The organism is Kitasatospora sp. NPDC048545, assembly GCF_040651155.1.
GTDB lineage: Bacteria > Actinomycetota > Actinomycetes > Streptomycetales > Streptomycetaceae > Kitasatospora.
The window spans coordinates 155,569-174,986 of the sequence record NZ_JBEZIQ010000009.1 but is presented as its reverse complement, the minus strand read 5'-3'; the positions used below and the strand labels follow the sequence as shown (position 1 = coordinate 174,986).

Here is a 19,418-nt window from a genome sequence, read left to right as displayed (position 1 = left end):
GATCGGTTCGGACTCATCGACGATCCCGGCGGAGGTGGCCTTGTCCGTGGAGCGCCCGCCCGGCGGACCGCAGCGGCCCGACGACCGCCGGCCGTACCTGATGCTGCCGCCCGTCCTGCGGCGGGCGGCAGCCTGGTCGGCGGCGGTGATCCTGCTGATCGCCGTCGCCTCGCTGGTGGTGTTCGCGCTGGTCGAGCTGCGGGCCGCGACGGTGCCCTTCATCCTGGCGCTGCTCGGTGCCTCGCTGCTCTACCCGGTGGTTCCCTGGCTGGTGCGGCACGGCGTCGGGCGGGGCCTGGCCGCCGGGCTGACCTGCGCGGTCCTGGTCGTCGCGGGTGGCGGGGTGATCGCCCTGCTGGTCAACTCCCTGGTGCACAGCGCTCCGCAGATCGCCGAGGCGCTGCCCGCGGCCGGGCGGCGGCTGGAGCAGTGGCTGGGGCCGCTCGGGCAGAAGATCCAGCACGCCCTGAACAACGCCAAGGGCGAGACGAACTCGCTGGTCTCGACCCTGACGAACAGCGTGCTGTCCGGACTCGGGCTGCTCACCCAGCTGATCACCGGCGGGGTGTTGGCGCTCGCGCTGGTCTTCTTCTTCCTCCGCGACGGGCACCGCACCGGCGACGCCATCCGTTCCTACCTGCCCGGGCGCGGCGCCGAGACCGTCATCGCCTGTGCGGAGCGGGCCTTCGCGGCGATGGCCGGCTTCATGCGCGGCACCACGCTGATCGCCCTGATCGACGCGGGCTTCATCACCGTCGGCCTGGTCGCCCTCGGGGTGCCCGGTGCGCCCGGCCTCGGCGCGCTGGTCTTCATGGGCGCCTACATCCCGTTCGTCGGGGCGTTCCTGTCCGGCACGGTGGCGGTCCTGGTCGCCCTCGCCGACGGCGGTCTCGGCACGGCGCTCTGGGCCCTCGGAGTGGTGCTCACCGTCCAGATGATCGAGGGCAACGTCCTGCAGCCGGTCATCCAGAGCCGCACGGTCGAGCTGCACCCGGCGACCATCATGGTCGCCGTGGTGGCCGGCTCCGGCATCGCCGGGATCATCGGCGCCCTGCTCGCCGTGCCGGTCTGCGCGGCGGGCATGGGCGTCATCTCGGTCCTGCGCGGTCTCCCGGAGCGGGACGCGTAATCCGCTTGTGGTGGGGGTGTGGGGCATGGCAGTCTCTCTAACGCGACAGAAGTCGCGATAACTGGGGAGGGGTGTCCGTGGAACTGATCGAGGTGTCCGACCGGGGGGCCGGGCCGTACGGGGTGGCCGTGGGGGCGGACGGCGGCGTGTGGTTCACGCTGGTGCACAGCGGGGAGATCGGGCGGCTGGCAGCGGACGGGACGGTGCGGCACCACGGGCTCGGGGCGCCGGACTGCGGACCGGCGGTGATCGCGGCCGGGCCGGACGGGGCACTGTGGTTCAGCCGGATGCGGGACCACCGGATCGGGCGGATCACGGTGGACGGGCGGGTCGACTCGTTCGCGGTGCCCACGGCGGACGCCGGGCCGTACGGGATCGCCGCCGGGCCGGACGGGGCGCTGTGGTTCACCGAGACGAACGCGGACCGGATCGGGCGGATCACCGTGGACGGCGAGGTGACCGAGTATCCGCTGCCGTTCACCGGGGCCTTCCCGGCGCTGATCACGGCCGGTCCGGACGGCGCCCTGTGGTGCACGCTCAACCGGGCGGACGCGGTGGCGCGGATCGGCACGGACGGGGAAGTGGCCGTCCACCGGCTGCCGACCCCGGGCACCGCGCCGGTCGGGATCACCGCCGGGGCGGACGGCGCCCTCTGGTACGTCGGCATCGGCGGCGGGCTGGTCGGGCGGATCACCGTCGACGGCGAGGTGACCGAGCACCCGCTGGCCGACCGGGCCGCCAAGCCGCACGCGATCGCGGCGGCGCCGGACGGCCGGCTCTGGTTCACCGAGTGGGGCGCCGGCCGGATCGGGGTGCTCGGCCCGGACGGGCGGCCGGACGGGTACCCGGTCCCGGGCGCCGGCGCCGAGCCGCACGGCATCGCCGTCGCCCCCGACGGCGCGGTGTACGCGGCGCTGGAGCGCGGGCAGCTCCTCCGCCTGGCGCCGGGTCAGGGCCGACGGGCAGCGCCGGGTCACGGCTGACGGCGCAGCAGCTCCTCCAGGTCGGCGAGGAGGCCGAGGGCGGCGGCGCGGTCGGGAGCCGGCTCCGGGGCGGGGGCCCGGTCGGCGAGGACCCGCAGGGCGGCGGCGGCCTGACGGGCGAACATGGCCAGCAGGTCCAGCTCGGGCAGGCTCGCGCGGGCCTGCGGGGCCGGGTCCAGCACCTCCAGGACGCCGAGGACCCGGCTGCCGTGGGTGAGCGGTGCGGCCATCAGGGCGTTCGGGACGTAGGCGGTGGACTCGGCGAAGTCCCGGTCGAAGGTGCGGTTCGCGCCCAGGTCGTCGACCACCATCGGCTCGCCCGAGGCGGCGACCCAGCCGGCGATGCCCCGGCCGGCCGGGAAGCGGCGGCCGACCAGGGACTCCTCGCCGCGCCCGGAGACGGCCTGGAAGACCAGCTCCCCGGCCGACTCGTCGAGCAGGCAGACCGAGCCGGCCTGCGCGTCGAAGATCGCCCGGGCGACGTCCACCACGGACTGCAGCAGCTCGCGGGCCAGCGGATCGACGGCGGGGTCAGTGCTGAGCGTCATCGGGCGCCTCCGGGGTGGGGGTGGTCGGGACCTGGACGTTGGCCGCGGTGAGGTAGAGCGCGCTCTTGAGCTGGAAGGTGGTCAGCCTCGGCCGCCGGGACAGGATGCGGGCGCAGAGCCCGGCCACGTAGGGGGTGGCGAAGCTGTTGCCGGTGGTGCGGATGGTGGCGCCGCCGAGCCAGGGCACCCGGACGTTCTGGCCGGGGGCGAAGAACTCCACCGGCGGCGCCGGGTTGTACAGGTGCAGGGCCGGGTCGTCCTCCTGGTGGCTGCCGACCGAGATGACCGAGGAGAAGCGCCAAGGGAAGCTCTCCACCGGGGTGTTGTGGGCGGAGGCGACGATCGCGGTGCGGGCGAAGTAGGCGTCGTCGGCGATCGCGTGCAGCTCCTCCAGGAAGCGGGTCCGGGTGGTGGAGAGGCTGAGGTTGACGACGTCGAAGCCCTGCCGGACGGCCCAGCGCAGCCCGGCGATCAGCATGTCGCCGGTGCCGGTGAAGCGCTCGCCGAGGACCCGGACGCTGTAGAGCTCGCAGTCCGGGGCGGTGCGGCGGATGATGCCGGCGCAGGCGGTGCCGTGGCCGCAGGTGTCGCCGGCGGTGTCCGGGCGGACGGTCAGCTCCCGGGTCACCGGGTCCTTGACCACCGCCCAGGACCCCTGCAGCGGGCCGACCAGCGGGTGGTCCGGCTCGACGCCGGAGTCCACCACGCAGACCCGCACGCCCTTGCCGGTGCCCGCGTCGCAGGCCCCGGGGGCCCCGGACGCGACCGCGTCCGCCCCGAGGGCGTCGGCCAGCACCGGGAGGTCGGCGGGGGAGCGGTCGCGCAGGCTCCAGGTGAGGCCGGCCGGGCCGCTCACCGGGTGCCCCCGAGCCGCTCGGCCCGCCGCACACCGGGCAGGTGCCCCTTGGCGGTGAAGCGGTCCCGGGCGGTGGCGGCGGCCTCGGCGGCCTCGGCGGGGCGGCCGAGCAGCAGCAGGGCGTGCGCGCGGTCGACCGCGGTGAGCGCCTGGAGCAGCAGCGATTCGGTGGCCCCGGCGGCGTCCAGGGCGGCCGCGGTCAGGTCCAGCGCGGGCTGGACCTCGCCCCGGGCGGCGGCGAGCCGGCCGCGCAGCGCGTCCAGCTCGATCGCGAGCACCGGCGGCAGTGCGGCGGCGGCGTCCGCGCCGTCCAGGTGGTGGGCGGCCTCGGCCGGACGGTCGGTGTCCAGCAGGACCCGGGCGGTGGTGAGGGCGAGGCGCGGCAGCGGCGCGGCGGTGCCCTGGTGGCGGGCGATCTCGGCGGCGTCGGCCAGCAGGTCCAGGGCCTGGCCGCACTGGCCGGTGGCGGCCGCCGCCTGGGCGGTCAGCGCGGGCAGCGCCACCATCGCCTCGGCCAGCGACAGCTCCCCGGCCAGGCCGTTGGCCTCGGCGAGCAGCAGCTCGGCCTCCTCGGGGCGGTCGCGCAGGGCCAGCAGGACGGCCAGCGGGCCGTTCAGCGCGACCCGGACGGTCCGGCGGCTGGCGCCGTGCTCGGCGAGCAGGGCCCGCAGCCGGAAGGTGGCGTTCGGGACGGGCTCGGGGCCGGCCAGCAGCGAGGCGGCCAGCGCCGCCAGCACCGCGGCCCGGTCCAGCTCGGCGTCGGTGCGCGAGACCCGGTCGAGCGCCTGGTCCAGCAGCTGCTCGGCCTCGGTGTGCCGCCCGGCAAGCAGGTGCTCCTCGGCCAGCCGCAGCAGGGCGCGGGCCCGGCCGAGGTCGTCCCCGGTGTCGGTGAACAGCGGCAGGACGGCGCGGGCGGTGGCGGCGGGCTGGTCCTGGCCGGGCGGCAGGCCGCGGGCGGCCAGGGCGAGCCGGGCGTGCGCGGCGTCCAGCGGGTCGGCGGCCGCGTCGCGCACCTGGGCGAGGACGGGCAGGGCCTCGTCGGCGCGGCCGAGGGCGAGGCGGGCCTCGCCGAGGCGGCGCAGCACGGGGCCGGCGGCGCGCTCGTTGGGGTAGTGCAGCCGGACGGCGCGTTCCAGCAGGTCGGTGGCGGTGGGCAGGTCGGCGCCGGCCAGGGCCCGGGCCCCGGCGGCGCCCAGGGCGGCGGCCGCCCGGGTGCGCAGGGTGTCGGTGCGGGCGTCCAGCAGGCCGAGTTCCAGCCGGTAGCGGTGGGCGCGCTCCAGGTGGCCGCCGACGGCGGCGTGCCCGGTGGAGCGGACGGCCGGCAGGTCGGCGGCCCGTTCGTGGCGCTCGGCGCGGGCCCGCTTGGACATCGACTGGTAGACCGACTCCTGGACCAGGCCGCTGCTGAACCGGTAGCCGGTGCCGGTCGGTTCGACCAGGCGGCGCTCGGCCAGCCGGGCGAGCGCGGCGTGCAGCCGGGGCGGGGTGCCGTCCGCCTCGGCGGGCGGACCGACCGGCAGGCCGTCGATCGGGCCGGTGAAGACGTCGTCCTCGGGATCGGCGAAGGCGTCCTGATCGGAGCCGCCGTGCGCGAGTTCGGCCAGTTCGGCGGCGGTGAAGGCGCGTCCGAGGACGGCGGCGAGGTCCAGCGTGGCGCGCTCGTCGCGCTCCAGCCCGTCGATCTGGGCGCTGAGCAACGCCCGTCCGGTGGGCGGGAGTTCGTCGGCCAGGGCAGGGCCCTCGGCCTCGGTGAGGGCGGCCAGCAGCTCCTCCAGGTGCAACGGGTTGCCCTCGGCGCGCTCCAGCAACCGGGTCGGAACGGTGTCCTGGTGGGCGCTCAGCTCGGTCAACTGGGCGGCCAACAGTGCCGATTCGTCCCAGGACAGGCCGCCGACCGGCAGCGTCGGCAGCTCCGGGCGGGCGGCCTGGAGCTCGGGCCGCGCCAGACCGAGCAACAGCACGGGAGCCGAGCCGAGCAGCTCGACCAGCCGCTCGGCGGCGTCCAGCAGGACCGGGCCGGCCCACTGGCAGTCGTCCAGGACGAGGACGGCGGGGCGCTCCACGGTGCGGCCGCGCAGGATCGCGGCCAGCAGCTCCAGCGACTGCCCGGCGCCGATCCCCGGCGCGGTCGCCTCGTCCAGCCGGGCCAGCGCCTCGGCCGGGGCCGCGCCCTCGGGCTCGTCCAGCAGGGTGCGCACCGCCTCGGCGAGCGGCGCCAGCACGCCCTGCTCGCCGAAGCTGCGGCACCGGGCGGTGCCGCAGCGCGCGGTGCGCCGGCCCACCCGCTCGCGCCACTCGCGCACCAGGCGGGTCTTGCCGATCCCGGCCTCGCCCGCCACCAGCAGCAGCTCGGCCCCAGAGCCGCCCGCCACCCGGGCCAACGCGGCGTCCAGACCGGCCAGTTCGCGGTCCCGGCCGACCAGCGGCACGTCGAAGCGGCGCAGCAGCTCCGGGTCGTCCTCGTCCAGGCCGACCAGGCGGTAGGCGGTGACCGGCTCGGCCTTGCCCTTGAGTCGCAGCGGGCCGACCTCGTCCACCTGGGCGGCCGGGCCGGCCGCGCGCAGCGTCTGCGGGCCGATCAGCACCTGGCCGGGGGCGGCCTGGGTCTGCAGCCGGGCGGCGATGTTCACGGTCTCGCCGGAGATCAGCGCCTGGCGCGCCGAGGCATCCGAACCCGCCACCACCTGACCGGTGTTGACGCCGATCCGGACGTCCAGCCGGACCCCGAGGGTGGCGTCCAGCTCGGTGTTGAGGTCCTCCAGGTCCTCCAGCATGGCGAGCGCGGCGGCCAGCGCCCGGTGGGCGTCGTCCTCCCGGATCACCGGTACGCCGAAGACGGCCATCACGGCGTCGCCGATGAACTTCTCCAGGGTGCCGCCGTGCGCCTCGATCCGGTGGTGCATCCGCTCGAAGTAGCGCAGGATCACCTCGCGCAGGGTCTCCGGGTCGAGCGCGCCGGACAGCGCGGTGGAGTCGACCAGATCGCAGAAGACCACCGTGACCAGTTTGCGCTCCTCGGCGGCCAGGTCGAGGGCGGCCGCCCGGGGTGTGCCGCAGGAGGGGCAGAACTGGTCGTTCGTGGCGACGAGTTGGGCGCAGAGTGGGCAGGGCATGGGGGCCGTCCTTCGGTCGTCCTCCGCGGTGCGGGGCGTACGGGGCGCGGGCGGTGCGGATGCTCGGGCGCGGGGCTGTCCGGCGCCCGGGCAGCCGGGCGCAGGGGGTGTTCGGGTACTCGGGCCAGGGTTGCGGCGGCGGCTTCGGGCCCGGTTCGGGAACGCCCGGCGATCGGTATGGCCGCAGGCCGCGCGGTGTGCTGCGGGGCCGGAGGGCACCCCGCGCCGCCGGGCGGGCGCCGCCGGCGGGGCCCCGGCCTGCGGCCATACCGGTGGCCAACCGCCACCGAAGCCGGGCGCAGCCGGCCCCTCCCACCATGGTCGGTGCGGCGGGCAGCCGCTCGCCGTCACCGTGACGGCCCACCTGTGGAAGGGAGTTCGACCATGGCTGAGAACATCGACCAGAACGTCGGCGAGAACGGCGAGGAGACCCCGGAGGTCGAGGCGCACGCCGCCAACGTCCTGGACCTGCAGTCGATGAAGGTCCTCTCCGAGGCCTCGGACGGCAACTGCTTCAGCCTGATCAGCTACGTCGGCGGCGCCGAGACCTCGGCCTGACCGACCGGTCGCGGATCGAACCACCGGGCCGGACGCGGGGACGGGCGCACCCTCGCCCCCGGCGGCCGGACGGCGCAAGGCTTCCGGGGCGGTCCCGTCGACACGGGGCCGCCCCGGCCCGATGCCACCCCCCCAGGAGGACGGCCATGGAGCCCACCCCGCTCGCCCGCAACCGGGACTTCCGGCTGCTCTGGGCCGGCGGCCTGCTGGCCTCGCTCGGCTCCCAACTCGCCTCGATCGCACTGCCGTTGCTCGTCCTTCGGGAGACCGGCTCGGCCGCCCGGGCGGGCGCCATCGGCACCGTCTCGGTCGGTGCGCTGCTGCTCACCATGCTGCCCGGCGGCGTGCTCGCCGACCGGATCGAGCGGCGCCGGCTGATGCGGATCTGCGACGTCGGCAGCCTGCTCGCGGTCAGCGCCCTGGTCGTCGCCGTGCTGCGCGGGCACACCCCGCTGGCGCTGGTGCTGTTGGTCGCCGCCGCCGGGGCGCTGATCTCCAGCGTCTACGGGCCCGCCGCCGGCGCCCTGCTGCGCGCGGTGGTGCCGCGCGACCAGGCCCGGGAGGCCTCGTCCCGGATGCAGGCGCGCGGCGCCGCGGCCCGGCTGGCCGGACCGATCGGCGGTGGCGCCCTGTTCGCCTGGCACCCGGTGCTGCCGTTCCTCGCCGAGGGCGTCGGACTGCTGCTGTCCACGGTCTGCGTGGCCCTGATCCGGACCCGCTCGAAACCCGCCGAGAAGAGCGGATCGGTCTTCAGCAAGCAGGAGTTGACCGCCGGGCTGGCCTTCATCTGGCAGCAGCCCTACCTGCGCACCCTGCTGCTGATCTTCGGCCTGGGGATGAACTTCGCCTTCAGCGCGCTGATGTTCGCCACCTTGGCCGTCGCCTCCGACGGCGGCCGCTCCGGCGTCGGCGGCGGCACCGTGGTCTCCTGCACCGCGGCCGGAGCGCTGGCGGGTGCGCTGCTCGCCCCGAGGCTGGGCGCCCGGGCGCGCGACGGCAGCCTGGTGGCGCTCGCCTGCTGGGCCTCCGCGCTGACGGCGGGCGTGCTGACGGTGACCCGGGTGCCGCTGGTGATCGGGCTGCTCTGCGCGGCCTGCATGTGCCTGTCCACCGTCGCCAGCATCGGCTTCGTCTCCGGCATGCTGCTCGCCGCGCCGCCGGACCGGATCGGGCGGGTGCAGAGCGCCGCCGGCTTCCTCTCCACGCTGATCCAGCCGTTCGGCCCGCTGGTGGGCGGCACCCTGCTCGGCGCGGTCGGCGGCACCCGGACCTTCGGCCTGCTCGCCCTTGCCATCGCCCTGTGCGCGGCCGTGGTCACCTGGGCGCCGCCGGTGCGGCGCGGACCGGTGCCGGTGCCCGCCGTCTGACCCGCCCCGCACCACCCGCCCCGGAGCGACCGGAAGAGGAGGCGCGCCATGGCCGGCGCCCACGAGACCCAGCTGTACTGCCTCGCCGACCCGATGTACTACGACACCCCGGGCCGACTGCGCGACCGGGCGAGCCGCTACGCGCCGGGGCTCGGCGAACCGCCCGCCGGCTGGCGACGCGAGCAGCGGGGGCTGTGGACGGTGCTGCGGCCCGACGGCGTCCCGCTGCCGGAGCAGGGCTGGAAGCTGCACGTGTCGGCGGTGGAGGACGGCGCCGAGGAGACGCTGGCCGTCGTCCACCGGATCTGCGCGCAGCGCCGGGTGGCGTTCAAGTTCCTGCGCAGCGCGGCGGCGCTGCGGGTCGCCAACGGCAAGTTCACCGGGCGCGGGAGCAGCGGCAAGTTCATCACCGCCTACCCTCGGTCGGACGCGGAATTCGCCGCACTGGCCGAGGAGTTGGCACGGGAACTGGACGGCCGCCCCGGACCGTACGTGCTGACCGACCTGCGGATCGGCACCGCCCCGGTGTACGCGCGCTACGGCGCGTTCGTCGAACTCTGGTGCGAGGACGGAGCCGGACGGCCGGTGCCCGCGCTGCGGGACCCCTCCGGCACCCTCGTCCCGGACCCGCGCGAGCCGGTGTTCCGGCTGCCGGAGTGGGTCGAGCCGCCCGAGGTGCTGCGCCCGCACCTGGCCGCGCGGGACGCGGCCGTCGGGGACCTGCCGTACCGGATCCTGGAGGTGTTGCAGTTCTCCGCCGCCGGCGGGATCTACCTCGCCGAGCGTCCGGGCACCGGGGAGCGGGTCGTGCTGCGCGAGGCCCGTCCGCACGCCGGACTGGACGCCGCCGGGGCGGACGCGGTGACCCGGCTGCGGCGCGAACAGTGGGCGCTGGAGCGGCTGGCCGGACTGGACTGCGTGCCCCGGCTGCACGAGGTGCGGACGGTGTGGGAGCACACCTTCCTCGTGCAGGAGCACGTCGAGGGCGTCCAGCTGTTCGACGAGGCGGTCCGGCGCTACCCGCTGGTGCACCAGGACTGCACGGCCGAGCAGCGCGCCGAGTACGCGCAGTGGGTCGACGGGGTGGTCGCCGGGCTGGAGAAGGCGCTCGGCGCGCTGCACGGGCGGGGCGTGCGCTTCGGGGACCTGCACCCGGCCAACGTGCTGCTCCGGCCGGACGGTTCGGTGGTGCTGGTGGACTTCGAGTACGCGGCGGAGGCGCACGACCGGCTGGTGCCCGCGGCCGGCGCGGCCGGGCTGCGGATCCCGCCGGGGCTCGACGGCACCGACGCGGACCGGTACATGCTGTGGGCGACCTGGCTGATGCTGCTGATGCCGGTGCTGGAGCTGGCCGACCGCGACGAGGGGAAGCTCGCGGCGCTGGAACGGCGGGCGCGGGAATGGTTCGGACTCGGGCCGGAGGAGGGGCCGGTGCGTCCAGGGGTGCTGACGGCGCGGACGGAGTCGGTGAGCGAACGGCGGGGCCGGGAGCTGCTGGACGGCCCGTCCTGGACGCGGGCCCGCCGCGAACTGGTCGCGGGCATCCACGCGGGAGCCACCCCCGACCGGCCGGACCGGCTCTTCCCCGGGGACGTCGCCGGGTTCGCCGACGGCGGCACGGGCGTCGCGCACGGCGCCGCCGGCGTGCTGTACGCGCTGCACCGGGCGGGCGCCGACTGGCCGCAGGAGTACGCCGACTGGCTGGTCGCGGCACTGCGCCGGCGCGGGGCCCGGCCGGGCACGGGCGGGCTGTACGACGGCCCGCTCGGCACCGCCGTGGTGCTGGCCCGAACCGGGCGGGCGGAGGCGGCCGCGGAACTGCTGGCGGCGGCCCGCACCGCCCGTCCGGCTCGCCAGGTCGGCCTGTTCGGCGGGCGGGCCGGCGCCGCGCTCGCCCGGCTGCGGCTGGCGGAGGCGCTGGGCGGCCGGCGGGAGGAGGCGGACGCGCTGGCCGACGCCTGCGAGCTGGCGGCGGTGGTCCGTGGCGAGCCGGTGGACGGGCTGGACGCGCCCTCGGCGGCCGGGCTGCTGTACGGGCTGGCGGGCATCGCCCTGCTGCAGCTGCGGCTCTACCGCCGGACCGGCGAGCCGTGGCTGCTGGACGCGGCGCGGCTGGCGCTGGAGCGGGCCGTGGCGCAGTGCGTACGGGTGCCGGACGGGTCGCTGCAGGTGCTGGAGGCCGGACGGCGCCTGGCCTACCTGGACCGGGGGAGCAGCGGGATCGCGCTGGTGCTGCGGGAGTACCTGGAGACGGCCGCGCTGCCCGGCGGGCAGGAGTTCCTGGCCGACGTCCGGACGGTCTGCGGGCCCGGGTTCGTCCGGGAACCGGGACTGTTCCGGGGGCGGGTCGGGCTGACCCTGGCGCTGCGGGGGCTGGGCGGCGCGCCGGAGGCCGTGGCCGGGCAGGTGGCGCGGCTGCAGTGGCACCTGGTGGCGCGGCCCGAGGGGCTGCTGGTGCCGGGGATGCGGCTGCGGCGGTTCTCGGCGGACCTGCACACCGGGGCGGCGGGTGTGCTGCTGGGGCTGTGGGGGCTGGAGGAGGAGCGGGGGGACGTGCTGGACCTGCTGACCCTGGGGTGAGGCCGGGGGCAGGGGCCGGGGGGCCAGGAAGCCCGGTGGCTCGGGGCCCGGCGGCCCGGGGTCAGCCGTCCCCGGGCCCTTCGCGGCTGCCTCCGGCCCCGGCGCGGCGTCAGGAGACCACGGTGAGCGGGTCCGCGGCGTGCTCGCGGGCGTGCAGGTGGGTGAGCCGGGGGAGCGCGTAGAGCGCGGCGTGGGCGGTGACCTCCCCGGTGGGCGAGGTGACGGCCCCGGTGTCGGTGAGCGCCTCCAGGGTGCGCAGGGCCAGCCGCTCGGGGCGGCCGAGGGCGGCGGCCGCCTCGGGGAGGGTGAAGAGCAGGGACAGCGGCAGGGCGGCGAGCCGGGCGAGGGCGAGGCGGCCCTGGTCGGTGAGGTCCCGCCAGCCCGAGTCGAGCCGGTTCCGGACGGTGACGTCCCCGGCCTCCAGCTCGTCCAGGGCGCCCGCCGGGTCCTCCAGCCGGGCCGCGTACTCCGCGAGCGGCAGGTGGCGCAGCACGGCCAGCCGGGTGCCGGCCACCCGGACGGCGAGGGGCAGCAGCCCGCAGGCGTCCACGATCCGGGCGGCGGCCGCGCGGTCGGTGCCGATCCGGCCGGTGCCCACGATGCGGCCGAGCAGTTCCAGGGCCTCGGCGGGAGTGAGCGGCGGGACGGTGGTCCGGTGCACCGAGGCCAGCCCGGCGAGCTGGCTGCGGGAGGTGACCAGGACGGCGCTCGGGCCGTGACCCGGCAGCAGTTCTCGGACCACGGCCTCGTCCGGGGCGTCGTCCAGGACCAGCAGCATCCGGCGGCCGGCGAGCGAGGCGCGCCAGAGGGCGGTGGCCCGGCCGGGGTCGGCGGGGGCGCGATCCGCCGGGGAGGTGCCCGGCCGGGCGGTGAGGGAGGCCAGTTCGGCGAGCACCTCGGGCAGCGCACGCGGGGTGCCGTCGCCGGTGCGCAGCCGCACCAGCAGCCGGCCGTCCGGGAAACGGTCGGCGAGCAGCCGGCCGGCGTGGACGGCGAGCGCGGTCTTGCCGCTGCCGGCCGGCCCGGAGAGCACCGTGACGCGGCCGCTGCCCTCGCCCAACCGGTCGACCAGTTCGCGCAGTTCGGCCGTCCTGCCGGTGAAGTCGGCCGTGTCGGCGGGCAGCAGGTCGCCGTGCGGGGCGGTGCCGCGCTCCGGGCGGGCCGCGGTGGGCCCGGTCCGGCCGCGGGCGAGCAGCTCGCGGTAGCGGGCGGTCAGCGCGGGGCTCGGCTCCAGGCCCAACTCGCGTGCGAGCAGCTGGCGGTGGGTGTCGTAGACGGCGAGCGCCTCGGCCTGGCGGCCGGAAAGGTGGAGGGCGTTCATCCGGGCCGCCTGGAGGCGTTCGCGCAGCGGGTGGCGCTCGGCGAGCTCGGCCAGCTCCTCCACGACGTCCGCGGCGTTGCCCAGCTCCAACTCGGTCTCCGCCCAGTCCTCGTGGACGCCCAGGCAGCGGGCCTCCAACCGGCGCGCCTCGGCCTCGACGGCGGGTGAGGAGCGCAGGTCGGCGAGCGGCGCGCCGTGCCACAGGTCGAGGGCCTGGCGCAGCAGCCGGGCGGCGGGGGCGAGCGCGCCGCCGTCGGCCGCGGCCCGGCCGGCCCTGGCGAGGGCGCGGAACTGCAGCAGGTCGAGCTCGGGTTCGGCCGCCCGGAGCAGGTAGCCGCCGGCCGAGTGGACCAGCCGGTCGGGCCCCTCCTCGCGGCCGAGCAGGGTGCGCAGGGTGCAGATGTAGACCTGGAGGTTCTTGCGGGCGGTGCGCGGCGGCTCCTCCGGCCAGACGGCGTCGGTGAGCAGGTCGACCGGGACGGCCGTGTTGGCGCGGCTCAGCAGGACGGCCAGCACCAGCCGCTGCTTCAGCGGCCCGAGGGCCAGCGGCCGGCCGGCGGCCTCGCCGGTGAGCGGGCCGAGGACGGAGAAGCGCAGCCGGGTGGCGGCGGCGGGCTGGGCCAGGGGCATCGGCGTACCTCCGGGGCGAGGGCGGGGCGTGACCGTCCGGCGAGGGTGAGGGCTGTGCGGGTGAGGGCTGTGCGTGGGCGGGTGCGGTGCGGTGCGGTGCGCATTGCGGTGCGTGGTGCGGTGCGTGGTGCGACCGACGGTTCGACGGCGGTCGTCGCTGCGCGCAGGCTACTTGACGGTCGATCGGGGCTGAAGGGCACGGAATCGGGCCGGTTCGCGCACGCCGTCCTCACAACCGGGGCGTCCGGGGGCCGGGCCGGCGGGGTGTACCGCACCGCGGTGCGGACGGTGATCCGGCAGGTCGGGCCGGGTGCGCCACGGTGCCGGGGCCCGGCGCGCGGCCGGCGTACGGGCGTCCGTCGGCCGGGTGTTCGGGTGTGCGGGGAGGGCGGTGCTCCGGTGGTTCTCGACCGGGGCTCCGCAGTCGGGCGAGCGCGGCCCGAGTGGACGGGCCGACGGCCGGGAGGTCCCGGCTCACCGGTCGGGAAGTCCCGGTCCGGCGCCGGGAACTCGGGTCCAGCGGCCCCGGGCGGGCGGGCCCAAGGGCCCTGGGGCCGGAAGGCGGCCTGTTCGGATCATGGAGCGCCAATCATTCGTACGACGTTCCTAAGGAGTGGGTCCTTGAGCGCCATCCAGGCACAGGGCGACCCCACGCGACCGCCGACGGCCGTACCGGCCGCGGCGGTTCGGGCCAGGAGGCCCGGTTCGGCCCTGGTCAGGCTGTTGACCACCACCGATCACAAGACGATCGGCACCATGTACCTGGTGTCGTCGTTCGCGTTCTTCCTGATCGGCGGCGTCCTCGCCCTGGTCATGCGTGCCGAACTCGCCCGGCCGGGGACCCAGATCCTCTCCAACGAGCAGTTCAACCAGGCCTTCACCATGCACGGCTCGGTGATGCTGCTGCTGTTCGCGATGCCGCTGTTCACGGGCTTCGCGAACTGGATCATGCCGCTGCAGATCGGCTCCCCGGACGTGGCCTTCCCGCGGCTGAACATGCTGTCCTTCTGGCTGTTCATGTTCGGCTCGCTGATCGCCGCCGCCGGCTTCGCCACCCCGCAGGGCGCCGCCGACTTCGGCTGGTTCCTCTACGCGCCGCTGTCCGACGCGGTCCACTCGCCCGGCGTCGGCTCCGACATGTGGATCATGGGGGTGACGCTCTCCGGCTTCGGCAGCATCTTCGGCGCCGTCAACTTCATCACCACGATCATCTGCATGCGCGCCCCGGGCATGACGATGTTCCGGATGTCCATCTTCTGCTGGAACGTGCTGCTCACCTCGGTGCTGGTGCTGCTGGTCTTCCCGGTGCTGGCCGCCGCGCTGCTGGCCCTGGAGTGCGACCGCAAGTTCGGTTCGCACGTCTTCGACCCGGCCAACGGCGGGGCGATGCTGTGGCAACACCTGTTCTGGTTCTTCGGGCACCCGGAGGTGTACATCCTGGCGCTGCCGTTCTTCGGCATCGTGTCGGAGGTCATCCCGGTGTTCAGCCGCAAGCCGATGTTCGGCTACGCGGGACTCATCGCCGCGACGGTGGCCATCGCGGGCCTGTCGGTGACGGTGTGGGCGCACCACATGTACGTCACCGGGCAGGTGCTGCTGCCGTTCTTCTCCTTCATGACCTTCCTGATCGCGGTCCCGACCGGTGTGAAGTTCTTCAACTGGGTCGGCACGATGTGGAAGGGCTCGCTGAGCTTCGAGACCCCGATGCTCTGGACGGTCGGCTTCCTGGTCACCTTCCTCTTCGGCGGTCTGACCGGCGTGCTGCTCGCCGCGCCGCCGATCGACTTCCACGTCTCGGACTCGTACTTCGTCGTCGCCCACTTCCACTACACGCTCTTCGGCACCGTGGTATATGCGATGTTCGCCGGCTTCCACTTCTGGTGGCCGAAGATGACCGGCAAGAAGCTCGACGAGCGGCTCGGCAAGATCACCTTCTGGACGCTGACCGTCGGCTTCCACGCCACCTTCCTGGTGCAGCACTGGCTCGGCGCGGCGGGCATGCCCCGCCGCTACGCCGACTACCTGGCCTCGGACGGGTTCACCACCCTGAACACCGTCTCGACCATCGGCTCCTTCCTGCTCGGCCTGTCGATCCTGCCGTTCCTCTACAACGTCTGGAAGACCGCGAAGTACGGCGAGAAGGTCACCGAGGACGACCCGTGGGGCTGGGGCCGGTCCCTGGAGTGGGCGACCTCCTGCCCGCCGCCGCGGCACAACTTCGTCAAGCTGCCCCGGATCCGCTCCGAATCCCCGGCCTTCGACCTCCACCACCCGGACATCGCGGCCCGCGACGTCCTGGTGCACAGCGGCAAGCCCGCCGCCCACCTGGGCGACGTGGAGCCGGTGAAGTACGACCGGCCGCTGAGCCGGGCGGACCGGGCGCGGTTGTCCTCGGGCCCCGCCGCCGCCTCGACCGCACCGACCGCACCGGCCGTGGCGTCCAGCGCCCCGGCGTCGTCCACCGCGACCGCCGCGACCGACGACCCGCCCCCCTCGGACGGCTGAGGCCGCCCCCCGAACGCCGTCCCCGCCCGCGTCGCTGCCCCCGGGCGGGCGGGGACGGCCCCGCTCCCTCACCCCTTCGTGACCAGGAAGGCCGGGTCGTGAACCACACCGTTCTCGCCATCGGCACCGCTGCCCTCACCGCGAGCGGCTGTGTCTGGTACCTGCCCGCCATCGCCGACCTCCAGGCCGGCGCCGACCGCCCCCGCTCCACCCGGACCGCCGCGGCGGCCTGCGTGCTGTGGTGGGCGGCGCTCGCGCTGACGGGCGGACTGCTGCTCGTCGTACCGGACTGGCGGCCCGCCGCACAGATCGCCCTCGCCGGTCTGGTCGGCGGCACGGCGCTGCGGGTGCGGGCGCTGCGGGACCGCCGGCGCGAGGTGCGGGAGACGGCGGCGCGCTGGGCCGCGCTGGACACCGGCCCGGCGCCGCGCACCGGCCGGCCGCTCGCCGTCGCCCTCGCCGGCTGGCTGGTGGTCGGCGCCGCCGTCGCCTCGCTGGGCTCGGCGGCGATCCTGCTGTCGGGCGGCGGCGGGGCCGGCCCGCGCGTGGTCCTGGCCGCGGTCAGCGGCGCGGCGGTCGCCCTCGCGTTCCTGCTGATGGGGCTGGGGAACGTCCGCCGTCCGGGGCGCTGAACCCGGCGCAATGGGGCCGTTCGACCCTGGGACCCGGCCGCGCCGCGGGTGATGATGCCCTGGGCCCCGCTGGGAGTGTGCGGGGGTGACGAAGGTGGAGCCGCGTGATGGCGACCAAGACGGAGGGGGCCGGGGCCCCGGCCCCGGTCCGGGTGTTCCTGCTGGACGACCACGAGGTGGTGCGCCGCGGGGTGCACGACCTGTTGGACGGCGAGCCGGACCTGGAGGTGGTCGGCGAGGCCGCGACCGCCGAGCAGGCGCTGGTCCGGGTGCCGGCGCTGCGCCCCGACGTCGCCGTGCTGGACGTCCGGCTGGCCGACGGCGACGGCGTCTCGGTCTGCCGTGAGCTGCGCTCCCGGATGCCCGACCTCGCCTGTCTGATGCTCACCTCCTTCGACGACGAGGAGGCACTGCTGGACGCCGTGATGGCGGGCGCCGCCGGCTACGTGCTGAAGCAGATCAGCGGCACCGACCTGGTCGCCGCCGTCCGCACCGTCGCCTCCGGCCGCTCGATGCTCGACCCCGGCGCCGCCACCCGCCTGCTCAACCGGCTGCGCAGCGACGCCGAACCCGCCCAGCCGGTCACCACCGGCCCCGGGCTGACCGTGCGCGAGCAGGAGGTGCTGGCGCTGATCGGCGAGGGCCTGACCAACCGGCAGATCGGCGAACGCCTCTACCTCGCCGAGAAGACGGTGAAGAACCACGTCTCGCGGCTGCTCGCCAAACTCGGCGTGGAGCGCCGGGTGCAGGCGGCCCTGATCGCCACCGAGCTGCGCCGGGCGTCCGCCGCCGCGAAGTCCTCCCCGCTGAGCGGCGGCCGGGGCTGACCCGGCCCGCGGGTCGGTGGGAGCGCGGTGCGGGGCCCTCGGCGGGCTCCGCCGGGACCATCGGCCCTCGTGATCGGACCCGGCCCCGGGTGAGCATCGCTCGCATGAACCACGATCAGGTCCGGGACCCCCGGCACTCCTCGTCCGACCGGCCCGCGCTGCCCGAACTCCGCGAACTCGACCGGAACCGGGCCCTGGAGCTGCTGGGCCGGGCCGACGTCGGACGGGTGGTCTACACCGTCGACGCCCTCCCGGCCGTCCTGCCGGTGCCGTTCCGGCTGGTGCCCGGCGGCGTGCTCGTCTCCGCACCCGCCGAGGCCGGACTGGCCCGGGCGGTCGACGGCGCGGTGATCGCCTTCGAGGCCGACGAGGTGGACGGCCGGGACGGCTCCGGCTGGTTCGTCACCGTCCTCGGCCACGCCCAGGTCCGCCGGGGCACCGCCGACGCGGCGGACACGCTGCGGATCCGGATCCGCCCGGAACTGGTCATCGGCCGCTGCCTGGCGTGAGGTTGCCCGCTGCCGGGCAGCCGGGCCAACGGACTGCCGGACTGCCGGACTGCCGGACTGCCGGACTGCCGGACTGCCGGTCCGACGGCCCGTGACCGGAGGCGATCCGTCCCCTACGCTGGGCCGGACACCGCCGACGGGAGGGACCGCGACGCCATGTTCGACCCCGTGATCGCCGCGCTGTACGAGCGCGACGAGACCAGCCGGACGCTGGGCATCGCCCTGGAGGAGGTGTCCACCGGCCGTGCGGTGATGCGGATGACGGTGGCCGCGACGATGCTGAACGGGCACGGCACCGCGCACGGTGGCTTCCTGTTCCTGCTGGCCGACGCGGCGTTCTCGTACGCCTGCAACAGCCACGGTCCGGTGACCGTCGCCCAGGCCGCGCAGGTGGCCTTCCTGGCTCCGGCGGCCGTCGGGGACGAGCTGGTCGCCGAGGCGGTGGAGCGTTCGCGGGCCGGGCGCAGCGGGATCTACGACGTGACGGTGCGCCGGGCGGACGGCAGGGTGATCGCCGAGTTCCGGGGGCAGAGCGTCGTCATCGGGGGCCGGCCGCAGTCGGGTTGAGCGGCCGGCCCGCCATCGGGGACTACTCCTGCGGGCGCTCGTCCAGGACCTGCTGGAGTTTGCCGGTCCGGGGGTTGGTGACCAGCTCCGAGCGCGGCACCCACTCCACCGCGAGGTGGTGGAGGCTGCCGACGGCGACCTCCGACGGGTAGAGCGGGAGGGCGGCGTACACGGCCTCGACCAGCCGGCCGGCGAGGTCGGCGGGCGGCTGGTCGAGGTGGCCGAGGCGCAGGATCAGGCCGTCCCGGCCGTCCCAGCGGCGCTGCACCAGCTGCATCCCGGCGATGTGGCGGCCGGGGTCGGCGGCGATCAGCACGGCTCGGACCTCCTCGGTGGGCAGGGTGACGGTGCCGACCCGGGCGCCCTCGGTGGAGCGGCCGAGCAGGCGGAAGCGGCGGCACCCGTCGTCCGCCCACTCGGCGCGGTCGCCGGTCGGGTAGCGCAGGATCGGCATCAGGGTGCGGAAGAGGTTGGTGACCACGACCCGGCCGGGCGTGCCGGGCGTGGTGATCGCCTCGCCGGTGACCTCGTCGAGCAGTTCCACCACCGTGCGGTCGGCGAAGGCCTCGTGGACCCGGACGTCGTCCCCGGGGACGGGCGCGCCCACCAGCCCGGCGTCGTTGGAGGCGTAGCCGACGGAGGCGACGGCCGCCTTCGGAAAGGCGCGGGAGAGCAGCGGGCGCAGGTCGGTGAAGAGCAGGTCCCCGCCGAACAGCAGCAGTTCCACCCCCTCGGCGCTCTCGCCGCGCCCGATCAGGCACTCGGCGACGGCGCTGAGCTTCATCGGCTCGCCGGCCAGCACCTGGACGCCGAAGCCGGTGATCAGGTCGGCGACGTACGGGTTCGGGGCGGCGCCGCCGACGCCGAGGCGGACGTTGTCCACGGGGGCGTGGTGCAGGGCGTTCTCGATGTACAGGAAGCCGCCGTAGAGTTCGCCGGCGGTGAAGAGGTTGGCCACCCGGTGCCCGGGCCGCAGCCCGGCCCGGACGAGTCCGGCGCCGAAGGCGGTCACCGAGTCGGCGTGCTCGGTGCGGGTCCACGGCGAGAACTTGGGGACGCCGGTGGTGCCGCCGGTCCTGTAGACGCCGGCGTCGGTGAGCGGGCCGGTCAGCACCCGGTTGTCGGGCCACGTGTTGGCGGCCCAGAACGCGGCCTGGTCGATCACGGGGAGCAGGTCGAGCCGGTCGACGCCCGGGGGCAGGTCGCGGTAGAGCTCGGCGTAGAACGGCGAGTCGGCGCGGGCGATCCGGATCAGCTCGGCCAGGGGTTTCGCGGGCATGGGCGGACTCCGTG

Annotated in this window: 15 protein-coding genes; 10 read left to right on the top strand and 5 right to left on the bottom strand. The window is 76.0% G+C overall.

The window, feature by feature from the left end:
• Positions 1 to 46: 46 nt before the first annotated feature.
• Both AB0D10_RS11765 and AB0D10_RS11760 read left to right on the top strand, forming a co-directional pair.
• Entirely contained in the window at positions 47 to 1,129 is a 1,083-nt protein-coding gene (locus AB0D10_RS11765; RefSeq protein ID WP_360254486.1) for an AI-2E family transporter, read from the top strand.
• A gap of 71 nt (positions 1,130 to 1,200) precedes the next feature.
• Complete coding sequence (locus AB0D10_RS11760; RefSeq protein WP_360254484.1) at positions 1,201 to 2,112, top strand: virginiamycin B lyase; 912 nt, start codon at positions 1,201 to 1,203, stop codon at positions 2,110 to 2,112.
• Here the strand turns inward: AB0D10_RS11760 and AB0D10_RS11755 are convergent.
• The 3 genes from AB0D10_RS11755 to AB0D10_RS11745 are packed head-to-tail and all read right to left on the bottom strand — an operon-like array spanning position 2,103 to position 6,629.
• Positions 2,103 to 2,660 carry a GAF domain-containing protein gene (locus AB0D10_RS11755; protein WP_360254482.1) on the bottom strand — a complete coding sequence of 186 codons (558 nt, stop codon included), beginning with the start codon at positions 2,658 to 2,660 and terminating at the stop codon, positions 2,103 to 2,105. The genes AB0D10_RS11760 and AB0D10_RS11755 overlap by 10 nt on opposite strands.
• Positions 2,644 to 3,516, bottom strand: a complete 873-nt coding sequence (locus AB0D10_RS11750) for a S8 family serine peptidase (protein ID WP_360254480.1) — start codon at positions 3,514 to 3,516, stop codon at positions 2,644 to 2,646. Before AB0D10_RS11750 ends, AB0D10_RS11755 begins: the two co-directional genes overlap by 17 nt.
• Positions 3,513 to 6,629, bottom strand: coding sequence for an adenylate/guanylate cyclase domain-containing protein (locus tag AB0D10_RS11745; protein WP_360254478.1), 3,117 nt, complete (start codon positions 6,627 to 6,629; stop codon positions 3,513 to 3,515). Before AB0D10_RS11745 ends, AB0D10_RS11750 begins: the two co-directional genes overlap by 4 nt.
• Positions 6,630 to 7,013: 384 nt before the next feature.
• Here AB0D10_RS11745 and AB0D10_RS11740 point away from each other — a divergent pair, with 384 nt between their 5' ends.
• The 3 genes from AB0D10_RS11740 (at position 7,014) to lanKC (ending at position 11,134) form a co-directional block, all read left to right on the top strand.
• Positions 7,014 to 7,187: a hypothetical protein gene (locus tag AB0D10_RS11740; protein WP_360254476.1), complete on the top strand. Its 174-nt coding sequence runs from the start codon at positions 7,014 to 7,016 to the stop codon at positions 7,185 to 7,187.
• 146 nt (positions 7,188 to 7,333) lie between these two features.
• A complete protein-coding gene (locus AB0D10_RS11735) occupies positions 7,334 to 8,554 on the top strand; it encodes an MFS transporter (protein WP_360254474.1) in 1,221 nt (406 codons plus the stop codon).
• A gap of 48 nt (positions 8,555 to 8,602) precedes the next feature.
• Positions 8,603 to 11,134, top strand: coding sequence for a class III lanthionine synthetase LanKC (lanKC, locus tag AB0D10_RS11730; protein ID WP_360254472.1), 2,532 nt, complete (start codon positions 8,603 to 8,605; stop codon positions 11,132 to 11,134).
• A 109-nt stretch (positions 11,135 to 11,243) separates the two neighbouring features.
• Here lanKC and AB0D10_RS11725 read toward each other — a convergent pair whose 3' ends face one another.
• The gene (locus tag AB0D10_RS11725) at positions 11,244 to 13,085 is read right to left on the bottom strand and encodes a BTAD domain-containing putative transcriptional regulator (protein ID WP_360254470.1); all 1,842 of its coding nucleotides are present in this window, start codon (positions 13,083 to 13,085) and stop codon (positions 11,244 to 11,246) included.
• A 711-nt stretch (positions 13,086 to 13,796) separates the two neighbouring features.
• Between AB0D10_RS11725 and ctaD the strand changes: the two genes are divergently transcribed.
• From ctaD to paaI, 5 genes are all read left to right on the top strand, one after another.
• A complete protein-coding gene (gene ctaD / locus AB0D10_RS11720) occupies positions 13,797 to 15,590 on the top strand; it encodes a cytochrome c oxidase subunit I (RefSeq protein ID WP_360254557.1) in 1,794 nt (597 codons plus the stop codon).
• Between the two features lie 98 nt (positions 15,591 to 15,688).
• On the top strand, positions 15,689 to 16,222 hold the full coding sequence (locus tag AB0D10_RS11715; protein WP_360254468.1) for a hypothetical protein: 534 nt from the start codon (positions 15,689 to 15,691) through the stop codon (positions 16,220 to 16,222).
• A gap of 107 nt (positions 16,223 to 16,329) precedes the next feature.
• On the top strand, positions 16,330 to 17,049 hold the full coding sequence (locus tag AB0D10_RS11710) for a response regulator transcription factor (RefSeq protein WP_360254466.1): 720 nt from the start codon (positions 16,330 to 16,332) through the stop codon (positions 17,047 to 17,049).
• Positions 17,050 to 17,153: 104 nt separating this feature from the next.
• Complete coding sequence (locus AB0D10_RS11705; protein WP_360254464.1) at positions 17,154 to 17,558, top strand: pyridoxamine 5'-phosphate oxidase family protein; 405 nt, start codon at positions 17,154 to 17,156, stop codon at positions 17,556 to 17,558.
• Positions 17,559 to 17,714: 156 nt separating this feature from the next.
• Positions 17,715 to 18,125 carry a hydroxyphenylacetyl-CoA thioesterase PaaI gene (gene paaI, locus AB0D10_RS11700; RefSeq protein ID WP_360254462.1) on the top strand — a complete coding sequence of 137 codons (411 nt, stop codon included), beginning with the start codon at positions 17,715 to 17,717 and terminating at the stop codon, positions 18,123 to 18,125.
• A 22-nt stretch (positions 18,126 to 18,147) separates the two neighbouring features.
• On the opposite strand, the gene AB0D10_RS11695 is transcribed toward paaI, so the two are convergent.
• Positions 18,148 to 19,404, bottom strand: coding sequence for a phenylacetate--CoA ligase family protein (locus AB0D10_RS11695; RefSeq protein WP_360254460.1), 1,257 nt, complete (start codon positions 19,402 to 19,404; stop codon positions 18,148 to 18,150).
• Positions 19,405 to 19,418: the final 14 nt, after the last annotated feature.

What these genes read in the sequence shown, in the direction of transcription:
- AB0D10_RS11755 (WP_360254482.1), bottom strand. Translation starts at nt 2,660, where the DNA reads ATGACGCTCAGCACTGACCCCGCCGTCGATCCGCTGGCCCGCGAGCTG.
- AB0D10_RS11745 (WP_360254478.1), bottom strand. Translation starts at nt 6,629, where the DNA reads ATGCCCTGCCCACTCTGCGCCCAACTCGTCGCCACGAACGACCAGTTC.
- AB0D10_RS11740 (WP_360254476.1), top strand. Translation starts at nt 7,014, where the DNA reads ATGGCTGAGAACATCGACCAGAACGTCGGCGAGAACGGCGAGGAGACC.
- AB0D10_RS11735 (WP_360254474.1), top strand. Translation starts at nt 7,334, where the DNA reads ATGGAGCCCACCCCGCTCGCCCGCAACCGGGACTTCCGGCTGCTCTGG.
- lanKC (WP_360254472.1), top strand. Translation starts at nt 8,603, where the DNA reads ATGGCCGGCGCCCACGAGACCCAGCTGTACTGCCTCGCCGACCCGATG.
- AB0D10_RS11725 (WP_360254470.1), bottom strand. Translation starts at nt 13,085, where the DNA reads ATGCCCCTGGCCCAGCCCGCCGCCGCCACCCGGCTGCGCTTCTCCGTC.
- AB0D10_RS11710 (WP_360254466.1), top strand. Translation starts at nt 16,330, where the DNA reads ATGGCGACCAAGACGGAGGGGGCCGGGGCCCCGGCCCCGGTCCGGGTG.
- AB0D10_RS11705 (WP_360254464.1), top strand. Translation starts at nt 17,154, where the DNA reads ATGAACCACGATCAGGTCCGGGACCCCCGGCACTCCTCGTCCGACCGG.
- paaI (WP_360254462.1), top strand. Translation starts at nt 17,715, where the DNA reads ATGTTCGACCCCGTGATCGCCGCGCTGTACGAGCGCGACGAGACCAGC.
- AB0D10_RS11695 (WP_360254460.1), bottom strand. Translation starts at nt 19,404, where the DNA reads ATGCCCGCGAAACCCCTGGCCGAGCTGATCCGGATCGCCCGCGCCGAC.